General features: G+C 65.5%; 20 protein-coding genes. 11 read left to right on the forward strand and 9 right to left on the reverse strand.

Annotation, left to right across the window (positions count from 1 at the left end; translation table 11 throughout):
* Positions 1-110: 110 nt before the first annotated feature.
* The gene (locus DYI42_RS10325) at positions 111-905 is read left to right on the forward strand and encodes a MauE/DoxX family redox-associated membrane protein (protein ID WP_213545853.1); all 795 of its coding nucleotides are present in this window, start codon (positions 111-113) and stop codon (positions 903-905) included.
* Here the strand turns inward: DYI42_RS10325 and DYI42_RS10330 are convergent.
* From DYI42_RS10330 to rpmI, 3 genes are all read right to left on the reverse strand, one after another.
* Entirely contained in the window at positions 878-1,810 is a 933-nt protein-coding gene (locus tag DYI42_RS10330; RefSeq protein WP_213545854.1) for a Hint domain-containing protein, read from the reverse strand. The genes DYI42_RS10325 and DYI42_RS10330 overlap by 28 nt on opposite strands.
* A 313-nt stretch (positions 1,811-2,123) precedes the next feature.
* Entirely contained in the window at positions 2,124-2,486 is a 363-nt protein-coding gene (gene rplT / locus DYI42_RS10335; protein ID WP_213545855.1) for a 50S ribosomal protein L20, read from the reverse strand.
* 12 nt (positions 2,487-2,498) lie between these two features.
* A complete protein-coding gene (rpmI, locus tag DYI42_RS10340) occupies positions 2,499-2,699 on the reverse strand; it encodes a 50S ribosomal protein L35 (RefSeq protein ID WP_213545856.1) in 201 nt (66 codons plus the stop codon).
* Between the two features lie 175 nt (positions 2,700-2,874).
* On the opposite strand from rpmI, the gene DYI42_RS10345 reads away from it, so the two are divergent.
* The gene (locus DYI42_RS10345; RefSeq protein ID WP_213545857.1) at positions 2,875-3,567 is read left to right on the forward strand and encodes a dienelactone hydrolase family protein; all 693 of its coding nucleotides are present in this window, start codon (positions 2,875-2,877) and stop codon (positions 3,565-3,567) included.
* A 24-nt stretch (positions 3,568-3,591) separates the two neighbouring features.
* Here the strand turns inward: DYI42_RS10345 and DYI42_RS10350 are convergent, their stop codons facing one another.
* The 3 genes from DYI42_RS10350 to pyk form a co-directional block, all read right to left on the reverse strand.
* Complete coding sequence (locus DYI42_RS10350; protein ID WP_342344639.1) at positions 3,592-3,822, reverse strand: hypothetical protein; 231 nt, start codon at positions 3,820-3,822, stop codon at positions 3,592-3,594.
* 147 nt (positions 3,823-3,969) lie between these two features.
* The gene (locus tag DYI42_RS10355; protein ID WP_213545858.1) at positions 3,970-4,599 is read right to left on the reverse strand and encodes a LysE family translocator; all 630 of its coding nucleotides are present in this window, start codon (positions 4,597-4,599) and stop codon (positions 3,970-3,972) included.
* Between the two features lie 7 nt (positions 4,600-4,606).
* Positions 4,607-6,052, reverse strand: a complete 1,446-nt coding sequence (gene pyk, locus DYI42_RS10360; protein WP_213545859.1) for a pyruvate kinase — start codon at positions 6,050-6,052, stop codon at positions 4,607-4,609.
* 138 nt (positions 6,053-6,190) lie between these two features.
* On the opposite strand from pyk, the gene DYI42_RS10365 reads away from it, so the two are divergent.
* The 4 genes from DYI42_RS10365 (at position 6,191) to DYI42_RS10380 (ending at position 8,933) form a co-directional block, all read left to right on the forward strand.
* Positions 6,191-6,934 carry an N-formylglutamate amidohydrolase gene (locus DYI42_RS10365; protein ID WP_213545860.1) on the forward strand — a complete coding sequence of 248 codons (744 nt, stop codon included), beginning with the start codon at positions 6,191-6,193 and terminating at the stop codon, positions 6,932-6,934.
* Between the two features lie 199 nt (positions 6,935-7,133).
* Complete coding sequence (locus DYI42_RS10370) at positions 7,134-7,634, forward strand: DUF488 domain-containing protein (RefSeq protein ID WP_244867814.1); 501 nt, start codon at positions 7,134-7,136, stop codon at positions 7,632-7,634.
* Positions 7,635-7,637: 3 nt separating this feature from the next.
* Entirely contained in the window at positions 7,638-8,411 is a 774-nt protein-coding gene (locus DYI42_RS10375) for a hypothetical protein (protein WP_213545861.1), read from the forward strand.
* Between the two features lie 210 nt (positions 8,412-8,621).
* A complete protein-coding gene (locus tag DYI42_RS10380; protein WP_213545862.1) occupies positions 8,622-8,933 on the forward strand; it encodes a DUF1244 domain-containing protein in 312 nt (103 codons plus the stop codon).
* A 3-nt stretch (positions 8,934-8,936) separates the two neighbouring features.
* Here the strand turns inward: DYI42_RS10380 and DYI42_RS10385 are convergent, their stop codons facing one another.
* The gene (locus tag DYI42_RS10385; RefSeq protein ID WP_213545863.1) at positions 8,937-9,794 is read right to left on the reverse strand and encodes a zinc-ribbon domain-containing protein; all 858 of its coding nucleotides are present in this window, start codon (positions 9,792-9,794) and stop codon (positions 8,937-8,939) included.
* Between the two features lie 171 nt (positions 9,795-9,965).
* On the opposite strand from DYI42_RS10385, the gene DYI42_RS10390 reads away from it, so the two are divergent.
* Genes DYI42_RS10390 through DYI42_RS10405 form a run of 4 tightly spaced genes read left to right on the forward strand, consistent with a single transcriptional unit; the run spans position 9,966 to position 12,928 of the window.
* Complete coding sequence (locus DYI42_RS10390; RefSeq protein ID WP_342344640.1) at positions 9,966-10,643, forward strand: cell division ATP-binding protein FtsE; 678 nt, start codon at positions 9,966-9,968, stop codon at positions 10,641-10,643.
* A 26-nt stretch (positions 10,644-10,669) separates the two neighbouring features.
* Positions 10,670-11,572: a cell division protein FtsX gene (locus DYI42_RS10395; protein WP_244867824.1), complete on the forward strand. Its 903-nt coding sequence runs from the start codon at positions 10,670-10,672 to the stop codon at positions 11,570-11,572.
* The gene (locus tag DYI42_RS10400; RefSeq protein WP_213545864.1) at positions 11,569-12,321 is read left to right on the forward strand and encodes a lysophospholipid acyltransferase family protein; all 753 of its coding nucleotides are present in this window, start codon (positions 11,569-11,571) and stop codon (positions 12,319-12,321) included. The genes DYI42_RS10395 and DYI42_RS10400 overlap by 4 nt, the downstream gene beginning before the upstream one ends.
* A 4-nt stretch (positions 12,322-12,325) precedes the next feature.
* Complete coding sequence (locus DYI42_RS10405) at positions 12,326-12,928, forward strand: pyridoxamine 5'-phosphate oxidase family protein (RefSeq protein ID WP_213545865.1); 603 nt, start codon at positions 12,326-12,328, stop codon at positions 12,926-12,928.
* Positions 12,929-13,019: 91 nt separating this feature from the next.
* Here DYI42_RS10405 and DYI42_RS10410 read toward each other — a convergent pair whose 3' ends face one another.
* On the reverse strand, positions 13,020-13,982 hold the full coding sequence (locus tag DYI42_RS10410) for an acetyl-CoA carboxylase carboxyltransferase subunit alpha (RefSeq protein ID WP_213545866.1): 963 nt from the start codon (positions 13,980-13,982) through the stop codon (positions 13,020-13,022).
* A gap of 131 nt (positions 13,983-14,113) precedes the next feature.
* Between DYI42_RS10410 and DYI42_RS10415 the strand changes: the two genes are divergently transcribed.
* Positions 14,114-14,962, forward strand: a complete 849-nt coding sequence (locus DYI42_RS10415; RefSeq protein WP_213545867.1) for an AraC family transcriptional regulator — start codon at positions 14,114-14,116, stop codon at positions 14,960-14,962.
* A gap of 81 nt (positions 14,963-15,043) precedes the next feature.
* Here the strand turns inward: DYI42_RS10415 and DYI42_RS10420 are convergent.
* The coding region (locus DYI42_RS10420) for an L-malyl-CoA/beta-methylmalyl-CoA lyase (RefSeq protein ID WP_213545868.1) at positions 15,044-15,937 on the reverse strand (894 nt) is incomplete at its 5' end.

Raw genomic sequence — 15,937 nt, forward strand, 5'->3', positions numbered from 1 at the left:
GTAGCGCGGGACTTGTCCCGTCTCACCGCGCCCGACGGAACCCGACGCGGGCTCGCCTTGTTGTCCTTGTGAAAGGACAGTCCATGCACGCCCAAGCCAGCCCGCCGGGAATGACCCCCGATAGATCCGATCGCAGCACCCCCGCACGCGACCACGCCAAGGCCAAGGCCCGGCTCTACCGCATGGCCACCCCCGATCACCTCTGCCCCTTCGGCCTGAAGTCCAAGGCCATGCTCGAGCGCTGGGGCTATGAGGTGGAAGACCACCCGCTGGAAACCCGCAAAGAAACCGATGCTTTCATGGAAAAGCACGGCGTCGAGACCACCCCGCAAACCTGGATCGACGGCGAGCGGATCGGCGGCTATGACGACCTGCGCGCCTTCTTCGGCATCCCCCTGCACGACGACGACGCCACCACATACCAGCCCGTCATCGCCACCTTCGCGCTGGCCGCACTCATGGGCCTCGCAGTCAACTGGCTGGCCACCGGCGCGATCACAGCCGCCGCGCTCGTGCCCATGGTCGCCATCGCCATGTGCATCCTCGCCTTCCAGAAGCTGCGCGACGTCGAGAGCTTTTCGACCATGTTCCTCGGCTATGATCTGCTGGCACGCCGCCGGGTGGAATATGCCTATGCCTACCCCTTCCTTGAAGCCACGGCCGGCCTCCTTATGCTCGCGGGCATCGCCACATGGCTGGCCGCGCCCATTGCCATCTTCATCGGCGGCATCGGGGCTGCGTCGGTCATCAAGGCCGTTTACATCGACAAACGAGATCTGAAATGCGCCTGCATGGGTGGCGGGTCCAATGTGCCACTGGGTTTTGTATCGCTGACGGAAAACCTGATGATGCTGGGGATGGGCCTGTTCATGGCCGCTCAAGCCGCAATCAGCGCCGCCTCGTAGCGCCGAAGCTCGGGCCGCGCGAGAGCCCCGTAACAGCGTGCGCCTGCCAGCAAGCCGGGGAAGATCGCTTCGATCTCGGCCCGCGCCTCTGGCCCGAGCACCCCTGCGCCCACTTCACCGGGATAGAAACTCTCGGTTTCCGCCCCCTCGGCATAGATCACCTCATGGGAATCAAGCAGCACGTGGACGTATTCCACCTGCGGGCACGGCGCAGAACGAATGGCCCGGCCATCCACCAGCGCCTTGGCCGCCACCAGCGCCTCCGGCTCGCCAAACAGCAGCTCCGCCCGCCAGCCGCCCACCAGCATCCGGTGATTGGGCGACACCACGAGCCGCCCATGATCGCCCAGCGCACCCGCCTCGATCACCACCGGTGCAAGGCACCCGCGCCCGTTCACGCGGCTGCGGCCGACCCAGCGGATCTCCTGCCACCCGTTGTCGCGCGTCCGCAGGCGCATGCCGGGTTGGAGTGCCTCGACTTCGCAGGGGCCGGCTTCGGTTTCCAGCCGGGTTCCGGCGGCGAAACAAGGAAACTCGGTTTCTGCATCCGGGTCGAGGTCCGACACTGTCAGGCCGGTCGAGCCATTGGGCAGGTTGGGATAATTGGGATCGTCCGGGTCTGTCAGGTCGATTGCGAAAGTGCTGCCCACATCGTACTGCCCGCCCGGCGGGGCCGAGGTGATACGAATGAAGGCGGCCGCGTTGTCAGGATCATTGCGGATGTTGCCGCTGCCCAGATACTCGTAGCTATAGACCTCGCCATTGACGACGAGCACATCGCCATCGGCCACCGTGGAAAGGGAAAACTCCCCCGATGCTTCCTCGAAGACCGCATTCGGCTCCTGCTGCGTGGTGAGGTTGATCCCCTTGCCCGACGAAGCCGGATCGCCGTTGACGATCTGCATTGTAAGCGAAATCGACGCCATCCGTCCCTTCGCACCTGCCTCATGTAACGCGCAGCTCTGACGGCCGCATCCGCCGCAGTTTCACCGCAGAAGCACCAGAATTGGAACAAAATTCAAAGCATGCAGGGCGAATTGCGCCCGGCTGTTGCCCCGCGGCACTGGCGCGGGCGGGCTCATCCACGGCGCTGCCGTCTCTTCGCCCGGGTTGGCACACCACCGCGAGGACGCCTCGAAGGGCGGACGAGCGGGCACCGCCGCATGCAAAAGGGCCGCCCCTGGGGACGGCCCTTTCAAATCACTGTGTCAGCAGGCCTCAGGCCAGCGCGGCTTTCGCCTTCTCGACGATACCGCCGAAGGCCTCGGGCTCATGCACGGCGAGATCGGCCAGCACCTTGCGGTCCACCTCGATCCCGGCCAGCGACAGGCCGTTGATGAAGCGCGAGTAGGTCAGGCTCTCGTCGTGGCTGCGCACGGCGGCGTTGATCCGCTGGATCCACAGCGCGCGGAACTGGCGCTTGCGGTTCTTGCGGTCGCGCGTGGCGTACTGGTTGGCCTTGTCGACAGCCTGCGTGGCCGTCTTGAAGTTGGTGGAGCGGCGACCGTAATAGCCTTTCGCGGCCTTGATCACCTTCTTGTGGCGGGCGTGGGCGACAGTGCCGCCTTTGGTACGGGACATCTTGGGCTCTCCTTAGCGGGCGTAGGGCATGAATTTCTTGACGATCTTCTCGTCAGCGTCGCACAGCACCGTGGTGCCGCGGGCATTGCGGATGAACTTGTTGGTCCGCTTGATCATGCCGTGACGCTTGCCCGCCTGGGCCACCTTGATGCGGCCCTTGGCCGTCACCTTGAAGCGCTTCTTGGCGCTCGATTTTGTCTTCATCTTGGGCATTTGCCATCTCCATGAGTTGGTCGTATTGGCGCGGATAGGCATGCCGCTTTCGGCCCGCCCGCGCGGATGAGAGGTGGCGTATAGGGGCGAATCCGCTGCGTGGCAAGGGGGTTTGTGCCTTGCGGCGGCATCTGCGCACCATGCGGCGAGCACCGCGATTCGAGGAGGGCAGATCATGCAGCACACCGATCAGGACTACGAGGGCTTTTCCGGCACCATCGTCACCGACCCGGCCAACCCGGGCCCCCGACCCGGAGTGCTTGTATTCCATTCCATCGCCTGGCGCGGCCCGATCGAGGTGGACGCCGCCGAGCGCCTCGCCGCCATGGGCTACGCCGCCTTCGTGGCCGACACCTATGGCCGCGCGCCCGAAGGGCCGGAGGATGCCCGAGACATGATGAACGCGATGAATGCCGACCGCACCGAACTGCGCCGCCGGATTGAAGCCGCGCTGAACTGGATGCGCGACTCCGGCGTGACGAACGGCAAGCACGGCGCCATCGGCTTCTGCTTCGGCGGCAAATGCGTGCTCGATCTGGCGCGGATGGGCGAGGCGGATGTGAAAGCCGTGGCCAGCTTCCACGGCCTCTTCGACGCACCGGGCTGGGAGGTGGCCGAGACGATCCCCACCAGCGTGCTCGCCCTCCACGGCTGGGATGACCCGCTTGCCACGCCGGATGACGTGCTGGGGCTGTCGAAAGAGCTGGATGCAGCAGAGGCCGACTGGCAGATCCTCGCGATGGGCGGGGTGGGCCACGCCTTCACCAACCCGGCAGCGAATGACAAGGTGGGCGGCAAGAATTACGACGCCCGCGCCACCGAACGGGCCTGGGCCGCGACAGCGCAGCTTTTCGGATCGGTGTTCTAGGCCTACGCCCGGACCGCCGGGCCGCTAGTTCACGATATCCCCGACCACCCGCATGAACACCTCGGGCGCGCCGCTCACCGTGTAGCCGCCGGGCTTTCGGATCACGGCGACCGAGATCAGCCCCGCCGCGATAAGCACCATGATCGCCGCCGCGCGTGGCGTCCGGCTTTCCGAGAACGCCCCGATCAGCGCCGGGATGGCCAGCACCCCCACGACCATGCCGATGACAAAAATAACATCCGGATCGATCGTCACCCTGCCACTCCTGAACTGCCCAAGTGCTTCTTGCCTTGGCGTCAACTATTCGGGCAGGTCGGGCAAAAATCAATCTTTTCGGCCAGCAGCCGCTGAATGTGCGCCGCCGCGCGGCCCCGTGGCATCAGTCGGCAATGCCTGCGCGGCCTAGCGCTGGCCGATGGTCTTCAGGCCAAGCAGCACCGCCGCCCCGATCATGAAGCCGCCGCCGACCCGCTCGATCCAGAGCCGGGCCGGCCCCTTGAACCGCGCCGCGATCCACCCCGCGCTGCCGCCATAGGCCGACAGGAAGCACCCGTCGATCACGATGTAAGTGGCTGAAAGGATCATCAGCTGCGGCCAGAAGGCCGCCTCCGCCGTGATGAACTGCGGGAAGAGCGCAGCAAAGAACACCACCGCCTTGGGGTTGGCCGCCGAGGTCAGAAAGCCCTGCAACCAGAGCGCCTTCAGCGAGGCCCTGCTGCGGGCCTGCGCCAGCCCCGGGTCCGCCGCCCGCGCCCGGCGGATCATCCTGACCCCGAGCCAGACCAGATAGGCCACGCCGGCCCATTTGATCACCGAGAGCGCCGTGGCCGAGGCCGCGATCAGCGCCGCAAGCCCAAGCCCGGCAGCCAGCATCTGAAGCGCATTTGCGGTCAGGTCGCCCGCCGCCGTGGCCAGAGCCCGGCCAAAGCCGTGGGTCGCGCTGTTGGAGAGCATCAGCAACTGGCTGGGGCCGGGGGTGCTCATCAGCGCCAGCACCGTGGCCACGTAGAGCGTCCAGACCTCCAGTGTCATCGCGGGGTTACTCCGGGTCAGAGGCGTAGATCAGCCGCTCGGCGCAGGGCGCGACGCGCAGAATGTTGGTCGAGCCGGGCACGTTGAAGGGCACACCGGCAGTCACAACGATCTGGTCGTCCTCGGTCGCCAGCCCCAGCTCGCGGGCGGCGCGGGCGCCGCTGACCACGGCTTGCTTGAAGCGCTCCAGCCGGGCGGTGACGGCACAGGTCACGCCCCAAGTCAGCGCGAGGCGGCGGGCGGTGCCGATGTGATTGGTCAGTGCGAGGATCGGCACCTCGGGCCGCTCGCGGGCTACCAGCCCGGCGGTGGTGCCGGTTTGGGTGAAGCAGGCGATGGCCTTGATGTCGGTGGCCTCGGCAATCTCGCGCGCGGCGGAGACGATACCATCGGCCACCGTGGAACGGTCGATCCGGCGGGCGGCCTCGATCACGTCGCGGTAGGTCGGGTCGCTCTCCACTTCCACGGCGACGGCGTTCATCGTCTGCACCGCCTCGATCGGGTAATCGCCTGCCGCGCTCTCGGCACTGAGCATGATGGCATCGGCGCCCTCGTAGATGGCGTTCGACACGTCCGACACCTCGGCGCGCGTGGGCATCGGGCTTTCGATCATGCTTTCCAGCATCTGGGTCGCCACGATCACCGGCTTGGCCGCCGAGCGGGTGGTGCGCACCAGCCGCTTCTGGATCGGCGGCACCGCCTGCACGGGCAGTTCCACGCCAAGGTCGCCGCGCGCCACCATGATGGCATCGGAAGCCTCCAAGATTTCGGCAAAAGCCTTCACCGCCGCCGGTTTCTCGATCTTCGACAGGATCGCCGCGCGCCCGCCGGCGAGCTCTCGGGCCTGGTGCACGTCTTCGGCGCGCTGCACGAAGCTCAGCGCCAGCCAGTCGACGCCAAGCTGGCATACGAACTCGAGATCCTTCAAATCCTTCTCCGACAGCGCGGCCAGCGGCAGCACGACGTCGGGCACGTTGACACCCTTGCGGTTGGAGATGGTGCCGCCCGCGATCACCTCGCAATCGGCATAGTCGCTGCCGCATTCGGTGACCCTGAGGCGAATCTTGCCGTCATTGACCAGAAGCGTGGAGCCCGGCTCCAGCGCATCGAAAATTTCCTTGTGCGGCAGGCAGACGCGGCTCGCATCGCCATCTGCAGGGTCGAGATCGAGCCGGAAGCTCGCGCCCTCCACCAGTTCTTCGCTGTCGCCGGCGAAGGTGCCCACCCGCAGTTTCGGCCCTTGGAGGTCAGCGAGGATGGCGATGGGGCGGCCCACGTCCTTTTCCACCTGCCGGATCATCCCGTGGCGTGCCTTGATCTCCTCATGGGAGCCGTGGCTCATGTTCAGGCGGAACACGTCGGCCCCGGCCTCGTGCAGATTGCGGATCATCTCGTAGGTGTCAGAGGCAGGGCCGAGCGTGGCCACGATCTTGACGTTGCGGTTGCGTTTCATCTCGGGGCTCTCCTCATCGCGTCCGGCTCCGTGTTAGCGCTAAACCCGCGCAACGGAAAGGGGGGAGATCGAACGGTTGCTCTGGCATCCCCCGCGCCTCCTGCGTATCAGAGCATGACCCGAAATCAAAACACCGACATGACATATCATCCCTTCAGCCTGCACGGGCGCGACCGACCGGGGCGCTGGTGCGTAACTTGTGACCACGCAACAAACTTCGTGCCCGACGCGGTGAACGGCGGCACGCTTGGGCTGCCCGCGGCCGACATGGCGCGGCACATCGCCTATGATCCCGGCGCGGCGGGCGTTGCACTGGGGCTGGCCGAGCGGCTGAACGGCCCGGCGATCTGCTCCAACTTCTCCCGTCTGGTGATCGACCCCAACCGCGGCGAGGATGACCCGACCCTGCTGATGAAGCTCTATGACGGCACGATCATCCCCGGCAACCGCAGGGCGGGGCCGGAGGAGTTGGAGCGCCGGAAGGCCCTCTGCTACCGGCCCTACCACGATGCGGTGTCCGAGCTGCTGTCGGCGCGCGCGGCGCCCGTGCTCTGCTCGATCCACAGCTTCACGCCGAAGCTCAAGGGCCGCCCGGCGCGCCCGTGGCAGGTCGGCGTTCTGCACTCCCATGTCGATCCGGCCCTCGCCCACGCCCTCATTGCCCGGCTGCGGCAAGAGAGCGATCTGGTGGTGGGCGACAACGAGCCCTACGGCGGGCACCTCCCCGGCGACGCGGTGGACCGCCACGCGCTGCAACACGGCCGCCCCAACGTCCTGATCGAGGTCCGGCAGGACCTGATCGAAGCCGACGCCCAGCAGGATGCCTGGGCCGAACGATTGGCGCCGCTGCTGGAAGAGGCGCTGGAGATGTCAGGGCAGTAGGGACGGCACGTCGGGTGGAGCGGCAGGCCCAGCTCGAAAGAGCCTGGCACAGCGTCCTCAATCCGAAGGTCGGTTAAGCGGACTGTGCTGCCGTTTGCGGAATCTGCTCCAATGTCTGCTACGTCGTCAGTAGCATTCTTACCCCATGTCAACGCTTTATTGACGCAGTTCTACCGACAAGATGGACAGGAGTCATATCTTGTCTACTATCACCGCAAAAAATGGAGGTGCCAAAATGGCTAAGAGCATGCAAACAGAAGAACAAATATTCACAATCGGTTACGAGAAGTCCACCATTGATGATTTCGTCGGCCGCTTGGCCGAAGCAGAAATCGATGTGCTGGTAGACGTGCGCGAGCTTCCGCTGTCACGCAAAAAGGGCTTCTCAAAGAACGGGTTGAACGCCGCCGTCAAAGAGGCGGGCATAGACTACCTGCATGTCAAAGCCCTAGGCGACCCCAAACCCGGTAGGGAAGCTGCACGCGCTGGCAATCATGACCTGTTTGTCGAGATATTCACGCAGCACATGGACGGGGAAGACGCACAATCGGCGCTCACAGAGCTTGCAGGCGCAGTGAAGGGCAAGCGCATCTGTCTGACGTGCTTTGAGCGCCACCATGAAGGCTGTCACCGCAAGATTGTCGCTGAGCGCCTGTCCGCGCTGGTGGGCGCGCCCATCGAACATATCGCCGTGAACTGACCCATGAGCGACTGGCAAGAGCCAGTAGAAGTCTGCGTCATCGTGAAAGCTGCCCCGGAAACAGGGCAGACCCACGGTGAAACCGTATGCGTTGCCGGTATCGACATTTACGGCAACTGGCACCGGCTTTACCCCATGCCCTTCAAACTATTGAGCAATGAACAACGCTTCAATCGCTGGGATATCATTCGCACCCGATGGCGAAGCGCAGCGCCCAAGGACATGCGCCCCGAAAGCAAGCGCGTGGATCACGAGTCCCTAGAGAAGGTCCGGCAGGTGAAGCCTTCCGAGCGCCACGAATTCGCGCGACGCGCTATCGTGGAAAGCCTTGCTGAGGAAAAAGAGAAGGGCCGTTCCTTCGCATTGATCCGCCCAGAGAACCCGGAATTCCTTATTCGCCCCTTAAGCGATGCCGCCAAGACAAAGAACCAAAGACGCCGCGACACACTTCTGAGTCAGACAGATATGTTCTCAGGTGACAGCACCGTTTTGACACCGGACGTTGCCCCTTACTCCTTCCACTATCGCTTTGAGCATGAGGGCAAAACGCTGACTCATACCTGTATCGACTGGGAAACAGAGCGCACGTTTTTCAAGTGGCGTGACCAGTACGGCGAGGAAGACACGTTGAACAAGATGCGCGAAAAGTGGGGGCAAGAAATGCCCGAACGCGGTATTGCTTTCGCCATGGGAACACACCGCGTGACCAAGTTTAACAAGTGGCTTCTGTCTGGCGTGATCCGTGTAGACCGTTCGGCGCAGGCTAGCTTGATCTGAAGCGGTTCCGAGAATTTGGTTGCCGGTCTCCTGCTTGTAAATGGCTCCACTCCAACGAGCGGACATTGGTACATGGGCAGCATCGGGCAAAACGGGCGCAAAGCTGCCATCCCTCCCAGCCCGAACCGCACCGACGCACAGCCAATCCGCCGTTCCCCCCTTGTCTCCATCCCCGCAACAGCCATTCTCTCCCCAACAAGGAGGATTCCCATGGACGACGCCACCCGCACCGAGCTTGAAGCCGCCGCCTTCCGGACGCTTCAAAAGCACCTGATGGAAAAGCGCACCGATGTGCAGAACATTGACCTGATGAACCTTGCCGGCTTCTGCCGCAACTGCCTCTCCCGCTGGATGCAGGAGGCTGCCGCCGAGCGGGGGATCGAGATGGGCAAGGAGGAGGCGCGCGAGCTGTTCTACGGCATGCCCTATGACGACTGGAAGGCGCAGCACCAGACCGACGCCAGCGACAGCCAGAAAGACGCCTTCAAGACGGCCTTCGAGGAAAATGTCACCAAGGGCTGACGGTCAGCCCCCCGCGACGCCGCGCAGGGTGGTATCCAGCCAGCGGCGGCCCGCGTTGACGCTGGCGACATAGCTGGTGAGCGGCCTTTCAAGCGCAGGCACGGCGGTGGCGATGCGCGGCGCCTGAACATAGACCAGTGCGGCGGCGAGGGCGATAAGGACCACAAGGCCAAAGCCCATGCGGAACCCGCGTTTCGCCTTCTGCTGTTCAACCTCCTCCGCCGCGCCCGCCTCTTCGGCGGTGCGGCTCGGATCGGCGCTGGCGCGCAGGGTGGAGTTAATCTGCTCGATGTCGGGCAGCATCTCCTTGCGCTGCACCGACCGGCCCGAAAGCGCGGCAACGGCCACGACCGGGTTTTCACCACGGATCTTGGCCTTGTGGGTCTCCGAAGCCACCTGCCGCTCATCGGGCTGGGGTGCCGGGGCGGGCTCTGCCAGCGGGCGAGGCGCGGGCGCTTCTTGCGGCGGCTCCGCATCGGCCTGAGGCTGCGGCGGTGGTGGCGGCGTCGCTTCGGCAGCGCGAGCGGCCTTTTCGCGCTCTGCCTCTTCTCGCAGAACGTCCATCACGGCGGTGTCGAGCGCGCGGCGGCCGGTGCGCTCGGAGACCTCGGGCGCGCTTGCCTCCGGTGTAGCCGCGGCGGGCGTCGGCTCCGGGGTGCCGGTGGCGATTTTCGTGGTTTCCTTCCGGGGGCCGGGCTGGCTGGCGATCCGCGTCGCGGCACTGGCCCGCTCGCGCCCGCCATCGGGCTCCTGAAACCATCCGTGGCCACAGCTCGAGCACTGCACATCACGCCCGGCCTCGGGAATGGCGCTGTCATCCACGTTATATTGCGCACCGCAATTCGGGCATACCAGCCGCATAGACGCCCCCTCGATTTCAACCTTGACCGGTTGTGTGCCTCTTTTATTTGTCCTGCAAGCTATCACTCAAGTTGCGGGAAGCAAAGAAATAGCGCGAGCGGCCCCGTGGGTGCAATTGCATGTGAGGCCGCGCTGCGGCACAAGGAGCCGCGAGACAGGCAGGGGATGCGCGTGATCGAGCTGGAGAATGTGGCCTACAGCTACGGTGGGGGCGAGTTGCTGAGTGACATTTCGCTCCGCCTTGCGCCCGGATCCTTCCATTTTCTCACCGGCCCGTCGGGCGCAGGCAAGAGCACCCTGCTGAAGCTGTGCTACCTTGAGCTGGCCCCAACGGCGGGCCGGGTGCAGCTGTTCGAGCGGCCCTCCGAGGGCTACAGCCGTGACGAGGTGGCGCGCGCGCGCCAGAGGATCGGGGTGGTGCATCAGGATTGCCAGTTTCTCGATCACCTGCCGCTGGCCGAAAACATCGCGCTACCGCTCACCGTAGCGGGCCGTGACGTGGAGGCCGAGCGCGGCAATATCGCCGAGCTGCTGCGCTGGGTGGGTCTGGAAGCCCATGCCGATGCCCTTCCGCCCTCGCTGTCGGGCGGCGAGCGGCAGCGGGCGGCGTTGGCCCGGGCTGTGGTGATGTCACCCGATATCGTGCTGGCCGACGAACCCACCGGCAACGTCGATTGGGAGATGGGGCAGCGGCTGCTCCAGTTGCTGGTGGAGCTGAACAAGATGGGCAAGACCATCCTCGTCGCCACCCATGACCTGACCCTGATCCGAACCGCCAAGAGCAAGGTCGCCGCACGGGTGCTGCGCATTTCCAAGCGCCGCCTGCAACTGGCCGGGGCCGACTTGTGAGCCGCGCCGGGGCCATCGCCGCCGCGCTGCGCCAGAAGGTGGGCAAGGCGCTTGCGCTGTTGCAGGGCGATGGGCAGGCCGACCGCGTGGTGCCGCCCACCGGCTTCACCGCCAGGCTCACCCTCTTCACCGCAGGCGCGATGGCCTTTTTGGCCGTCTTCGCCCTTGCCCTGTCGCTGGCGACGGGCCGGGTGGCCAACCGCTGGAGCCAGGAGCTGGCCCGCTCGGCCACGCTGCGCATCTCCGCCCCCGCCGACCAGCGCGCGGCGCAGACGGCCAAGGCGCTGGAGGTGCTGGAGAGCACCCCCGGCATCGCCTCGGCCCGGGCGCTGAGTGACGAGGAGCAGAAGGCGCTGCTGGCCCCCTGGCTCGGCGTTGACTTGCCGCTGGAGAACCTGCCGGTGCCGGTGCTGATCGAGGTGGTCGAGAGCGGCGGGCTGGATGTGGAAGGGCTGAAGCAGCGGCTTGCGGGCGAGGTGCCCGGTGCTGTGTACGACGACCACTCGCGCTGGCGCGCGCCCCTGGTCCGCGCCGCCTCGCGGCTGCGGCTGATGGGGCTGGTGGCGCTGGGTCTCATCGCCCTGTCGATGGCCGCGATGATTACGCTGGCCGCAGGTTCGGCGCTGGCCGCCAACGCCCGCGTCATCGCCACGCTGCGGCTGGTCGGGGCGCGGGATGTCTACATTGCCCGCGCTTTCGTGCGGCGCTTCACCCAGCGCGCGCTTCTGGGTGCGGCGGTGGGCACCGCACTGGCAATGCTGGCCATCGCCCTGATGCCGCGGGCCGAAACCACCGGCGGTTTTCTCACCGGGCTGGGCTTTACCGGTGCGGGGTGGCTCCTTCCGCTTCTGGTGCCTATCCTTGCCGCCATCACGGCGTTCTGGGCCACCCGCGCCGCCGCCTTCCGCAGCCTGAGGCAAGTCACATGACCGCAATCCAATGGCTCCGAAGCCTTGTCTTCGTCGGGCAGATGTATCTGGCGATGGCCGTGCTGGCGCTGTTCTTTACCCCATGGATGCTGTTTGACCGGCGCGGCGCCTATGCAGGCGTGCACACCTATTGCCGCTGGGTCCGGTGGACGGCGGGCTGGATGGTGGGCCTGAAGACGGACGTGCGCGGCCCGGTGCCCCAGGGCGAGGTTCTGGTGGCCTCCAAGCACCAGAGCTTCCTCGATATCATCATGCTGGTCTCGGTGCTGCCGCGCCCGAAGTTCATCATGAAGCGCGAGTTGATGTGGGCGCCGATCCTGGGGCAATACGCGCTGCGCATCGGCTGTGTGCCGGTGAACCGGGGCAAACGGGCGCAGGCGATCCAGAAGATGGTGGCAGATGTGGCCTCGGGCGCCGCGCTGCCCGGGCAGCTGGTGATCTACCCGCAGGGCACCCGCGTCGCGCCCGGCGTCGATATGCCCTACAAGGTGGGCTCCTCGGTGCTCTACCGTGAACTGAAGCAACCCTGCGTCCCGGCAGCAACCAACGTGGGCGTGTTCTGGCCACGCCACGGCATCTATCGCAAACCGGGCGTTGCCGTGCTGGAGTTTCTGCCGGAGATCCCGCCGGGGCTGGAGCCCAAGGCCTTCATGGCCCGGCTCGAGGAAGTGGTTGAAGCCCGCTCGAACCAGTTGATGGCCGAAGCCGGGTTTCCGCTGGCCACCAAAGACATTCCGCTCGGGGAGTAGCGCTATGCAGGTGATCGAGAGCATCGAGGCGCTGGAAGAGATATACGGCGACGCGGTGAAGGCCTCGCTCACCAAAGTCGCGCGGCAGATCACCCCGCTCTATCGCCAGTGGATCGGCGCCTCGCGCTTCTGCGTGCTCTCCACCGTCGGCCCCGAAGGCACCGACGGCACACCGCGCGGAGATGACGGGCCGGTGGTGCTGGAGCTGGATGCCCAGACGCTGGCCCTGCCCGACTGGCGCGGCAACAACCGGATCGACAGCTTGCGCAACATCGTCCGCGACGGGCGGGTGAGCCTGATGTTCATGGTACCCGGCGCGGCCAATGTGGTGCGGGTGAACGGGCGGGCGGTGGTGGCGGTGGAGCCGGGCCTGCTGGCGCGCTTCGAGAAGGCGGGCAAGCAGCCGCGCTCGGTGGTGGTGGTTACCGTCGAAGAAGTTTACTTCCAATGCGCCAAGGCGATCATGCGCTCGGAGCTGTGGCGCGGCGAGGACGAGAGCGGCAAGGTGCCCAGCGCGGGCCAGATGATCCGCGAGGCCGATGCCGCGTTTGACGCCGAGAGCTATGACGACGGCTATGCGGAGTATGCCAAGCCGCGGATGTGGTGAGCGGGGCAGCTCTTCAGTGCCGGCCGGCCGCTCATCGCATCGGCGAAGAGGGCCACACGGGCCGATGAGCCACCCTGGGGCGATCCGTGTATCAGGCCGCCAGCCCTTTTGAGCCCATCTTCAGGAACTTCTCGCGCCGGTCGGCGCGCAGCTGCTTGCGGCCTTTGCCTTCAAGATCCTTCAAAAGCGATTGGACGGCGTTGCCGACGCTCTTGATCACCTCGGCGCGGTGGCGTTGCGCGCCGCCCAGCGGTTCCCTGATGATATGGTCGCAGATGCCCAGCTGCTTGAGATCCTGCGCGGTGAGCCGCAGCGCCTCGGCGGCTTCGCGCATCTTCTCGGCGTCCTTCCAAAGGATCGAGGCGCAGCCCTCCGGCGAGATCACCGAGTAGATCGAGTGCTCCAGCATCGCCAGCCGGTTTGAGGAAGCAAAGGCCACTGCCCCGCCAGAGCCACCTTCGCCGATCACCACAGACACCATCGGCACGCCGAGGCTCAGGCATTTCTCTGTGGAGCGGGCAATGGCCTCGGACTGGCCGCGCTCTTCCGCGCCCTTGCCGGGATAGGCGCCCGGCGTGTCCACCAGCGTGACCACAGGCAGGTTGAAGCGGTCGGCGAGATCCATCAGGCGGATCGCCTTGCGGTAGCCCTCGGGGCGGGCCATGCCGAAGTTGCGCTCGATCCGGGTTTTCGTGTCATGGCCCTTCTCATGGCCGATCACCACCACCGGGCGGCCCTCCAGGCGGGCCATGCCGCCCATCACCGCGTGGTCGTCGGCAAAGTTCCGGTCACCCGCCAGCGGCGTGTACTCGGAAAAGAGTGCCTCGATGTAATCCTTGCAATGCGGCCTGTCAGGGTGGCGCGCGACCTGGCATTTGCGCCAGGCGGAGAGGTCGCCGTAGAGGTCGGCCAGCAGCGCAGCGGCCTTGGCATCCAGCCCGCGCGCCTCGTCTTCCACCTTCATCTCCGGGTTGGCGCGCGCCATCGCGCGAAGCTCCTCGGCCTTGCCTTCGATCTCGGCAAGCGGTTTCTCGAATTCCAGGTAGTTGGTCATCTATCCTCGCAGGCTGGCCTCGCAGAGTGGCTGCCCCCCTCATATGGCGCAGCGGGGCGGGGCTTGCAACAAAGCAAGATTTGTCAGACGGCCGGATGCTATGCAGGTGAGGCAAAACGTGAGGCGTGGCAATGGATTACCGAAAGCGGATGGAACGGGTGGAACGCCATATCCTCGCCCATCTCGATGAGGATCTGAGCCTCGACGCCCTGGCCGATGTGGCCGCCTTCTCGCGGTTCCACTTTCATCGCGTCTACACAAGGATGATGGGCGAGACGGTGGCCGAAACGGTGCGGCGCACGCGGCTGAACCGGGCCGCCGTGCTGCTGGCCACCACAGGCCAGCCGCTGGAGAACGTGGCCACGATCTGCGGTTACCCAAATGGCCAGAGTTTTGCCCGCGCCTATCGCGCCGCCTTTGGTGAGACGCCATCCCACACACGCCGTAGCCGGGTGGCACCGGTGTTGTTACTTCCTGAAAATAATGGAGAAATTCCCATGTATGACGTCGATATGCGCCAGGAGCCGGGCTTTCGCGGAGCAGCAGTCGCCCATTCGGGCCCTTATCAGGAGATCGGGGGCGCCTATGAGGTGCTGATCAAGCGCTGCCTCGATGCGGGCCTTGGCGGCAGGCTGGGGTTGCTGGTGGCCTGGTTCTGGGATGATCCCACGGCGGTTCCGGCGGAAGAGTTGCGCTCACATGCGGGGGTGATCCTGCCCGATGGGGTGCCACTGCCCGACGGGTTGGACCCGGCAGAGGTGGAGCCCTGCGAGGTCCTTGTTGTCACCCACAAGGGCCCCTACACCGGGCTGCCCGAGGCCTGGGGCTTCATGTACGGCAAGGCCCTGCCGGACAGCGGGCGCGCGCCCGCAGAGGATGAGGCGCCTTTCGAGCGCTACCTGAACAGTCCGATGGACACCGCGCCCGAGCAGCTATTGACCGAGGTGGTGATGCCTTTGGCGCAGGAAAAATCTTCCTGAAGATTTTTCCTGCGGGGGGCGGGCAAAAATCTTCGAGAAGATTTTTGAGAGCAGGAAGAATTTTCGTGAAAATTCTTCGGGTCAGCCCGCGATGAGCTCGCTTTGGCGCACAATCACCTCGGCCTGTTTGATCGAGGCGATGTCCACCAGCCGGCCCTTGTAGACGGTCGCGCCCGCGCCCTCCTTCTTGGCCTGCTCCATCGCGGCGAGGATCTCGCGGGCTTCGGCCACGGCCTCTTCGGAGGGGGTAAACACCTCGTTCGCCAGCGCCACCTGCTTGGGGTGAATCGCCCATTTGCCGACCATCCCGAGCGTCGCCGAGCGCCGCGCCTGGGCGCGGTAGCCCTCGTCATCGGAGAAGTCGCCAAAGGGGCCGTCGACCGGCAGCACGCCGTGGGTGCGGCAGGCAGCCACGATGGCAGCTTGTGCCCAGTGCCATGGGTCTGAGTAATGCCGGGTTTCGCCGTGGAGCATGTAGTAATTCTCCTGCGTGCCGCCGATGCCGGTGGTTTGCATCCCCATGCTCGCGGCAAAGTCGGCCGCGCCCAGGCTCATCGCATCCATCCGGGGCGAGGCGGCGGCGATTTCCTCGACATGGGCGATGCCCGCGGCGCTTTCGATGATGACTTCGAAGCCGATGCGCTTACTGCGCCCCTCCGCGGCCTCAATCGCCGTCACCAGCGCATCAACGGCATATATATCGCCCGCGCAGCCGACCTTGGGGATCATGATCTGGTCGAGCCTTTCCGACGCGTTTTCAAGCAGATCCACCACGTCGCGATACCAGTAAGGCGTGTCGAGCCCATTGATGCGCACCGAGAGCAGCTTGTTGCCCCAGTCCACGTCACCGATGGCAGCGATGATGTTGCGGCGAGCCTCTGCCTTGTCGTCGGGGGCCACCGAATCCTCGAGATCGAGGTTGATCACATCGGCCTCGGAGGCGGCCATCTTCTCGAAGATCGCGGGGCGGGAGCC

It is taken from the genome of Vannielia litorea (genome assembly GCF_018424695.1).
Classification (GTDB): Bacteria; Pseudomonadota; Alphaproteobacteria; order Rhodobacterales; family Rhodobacteraceae; genus Vannielia; species Vannielia litorea_A.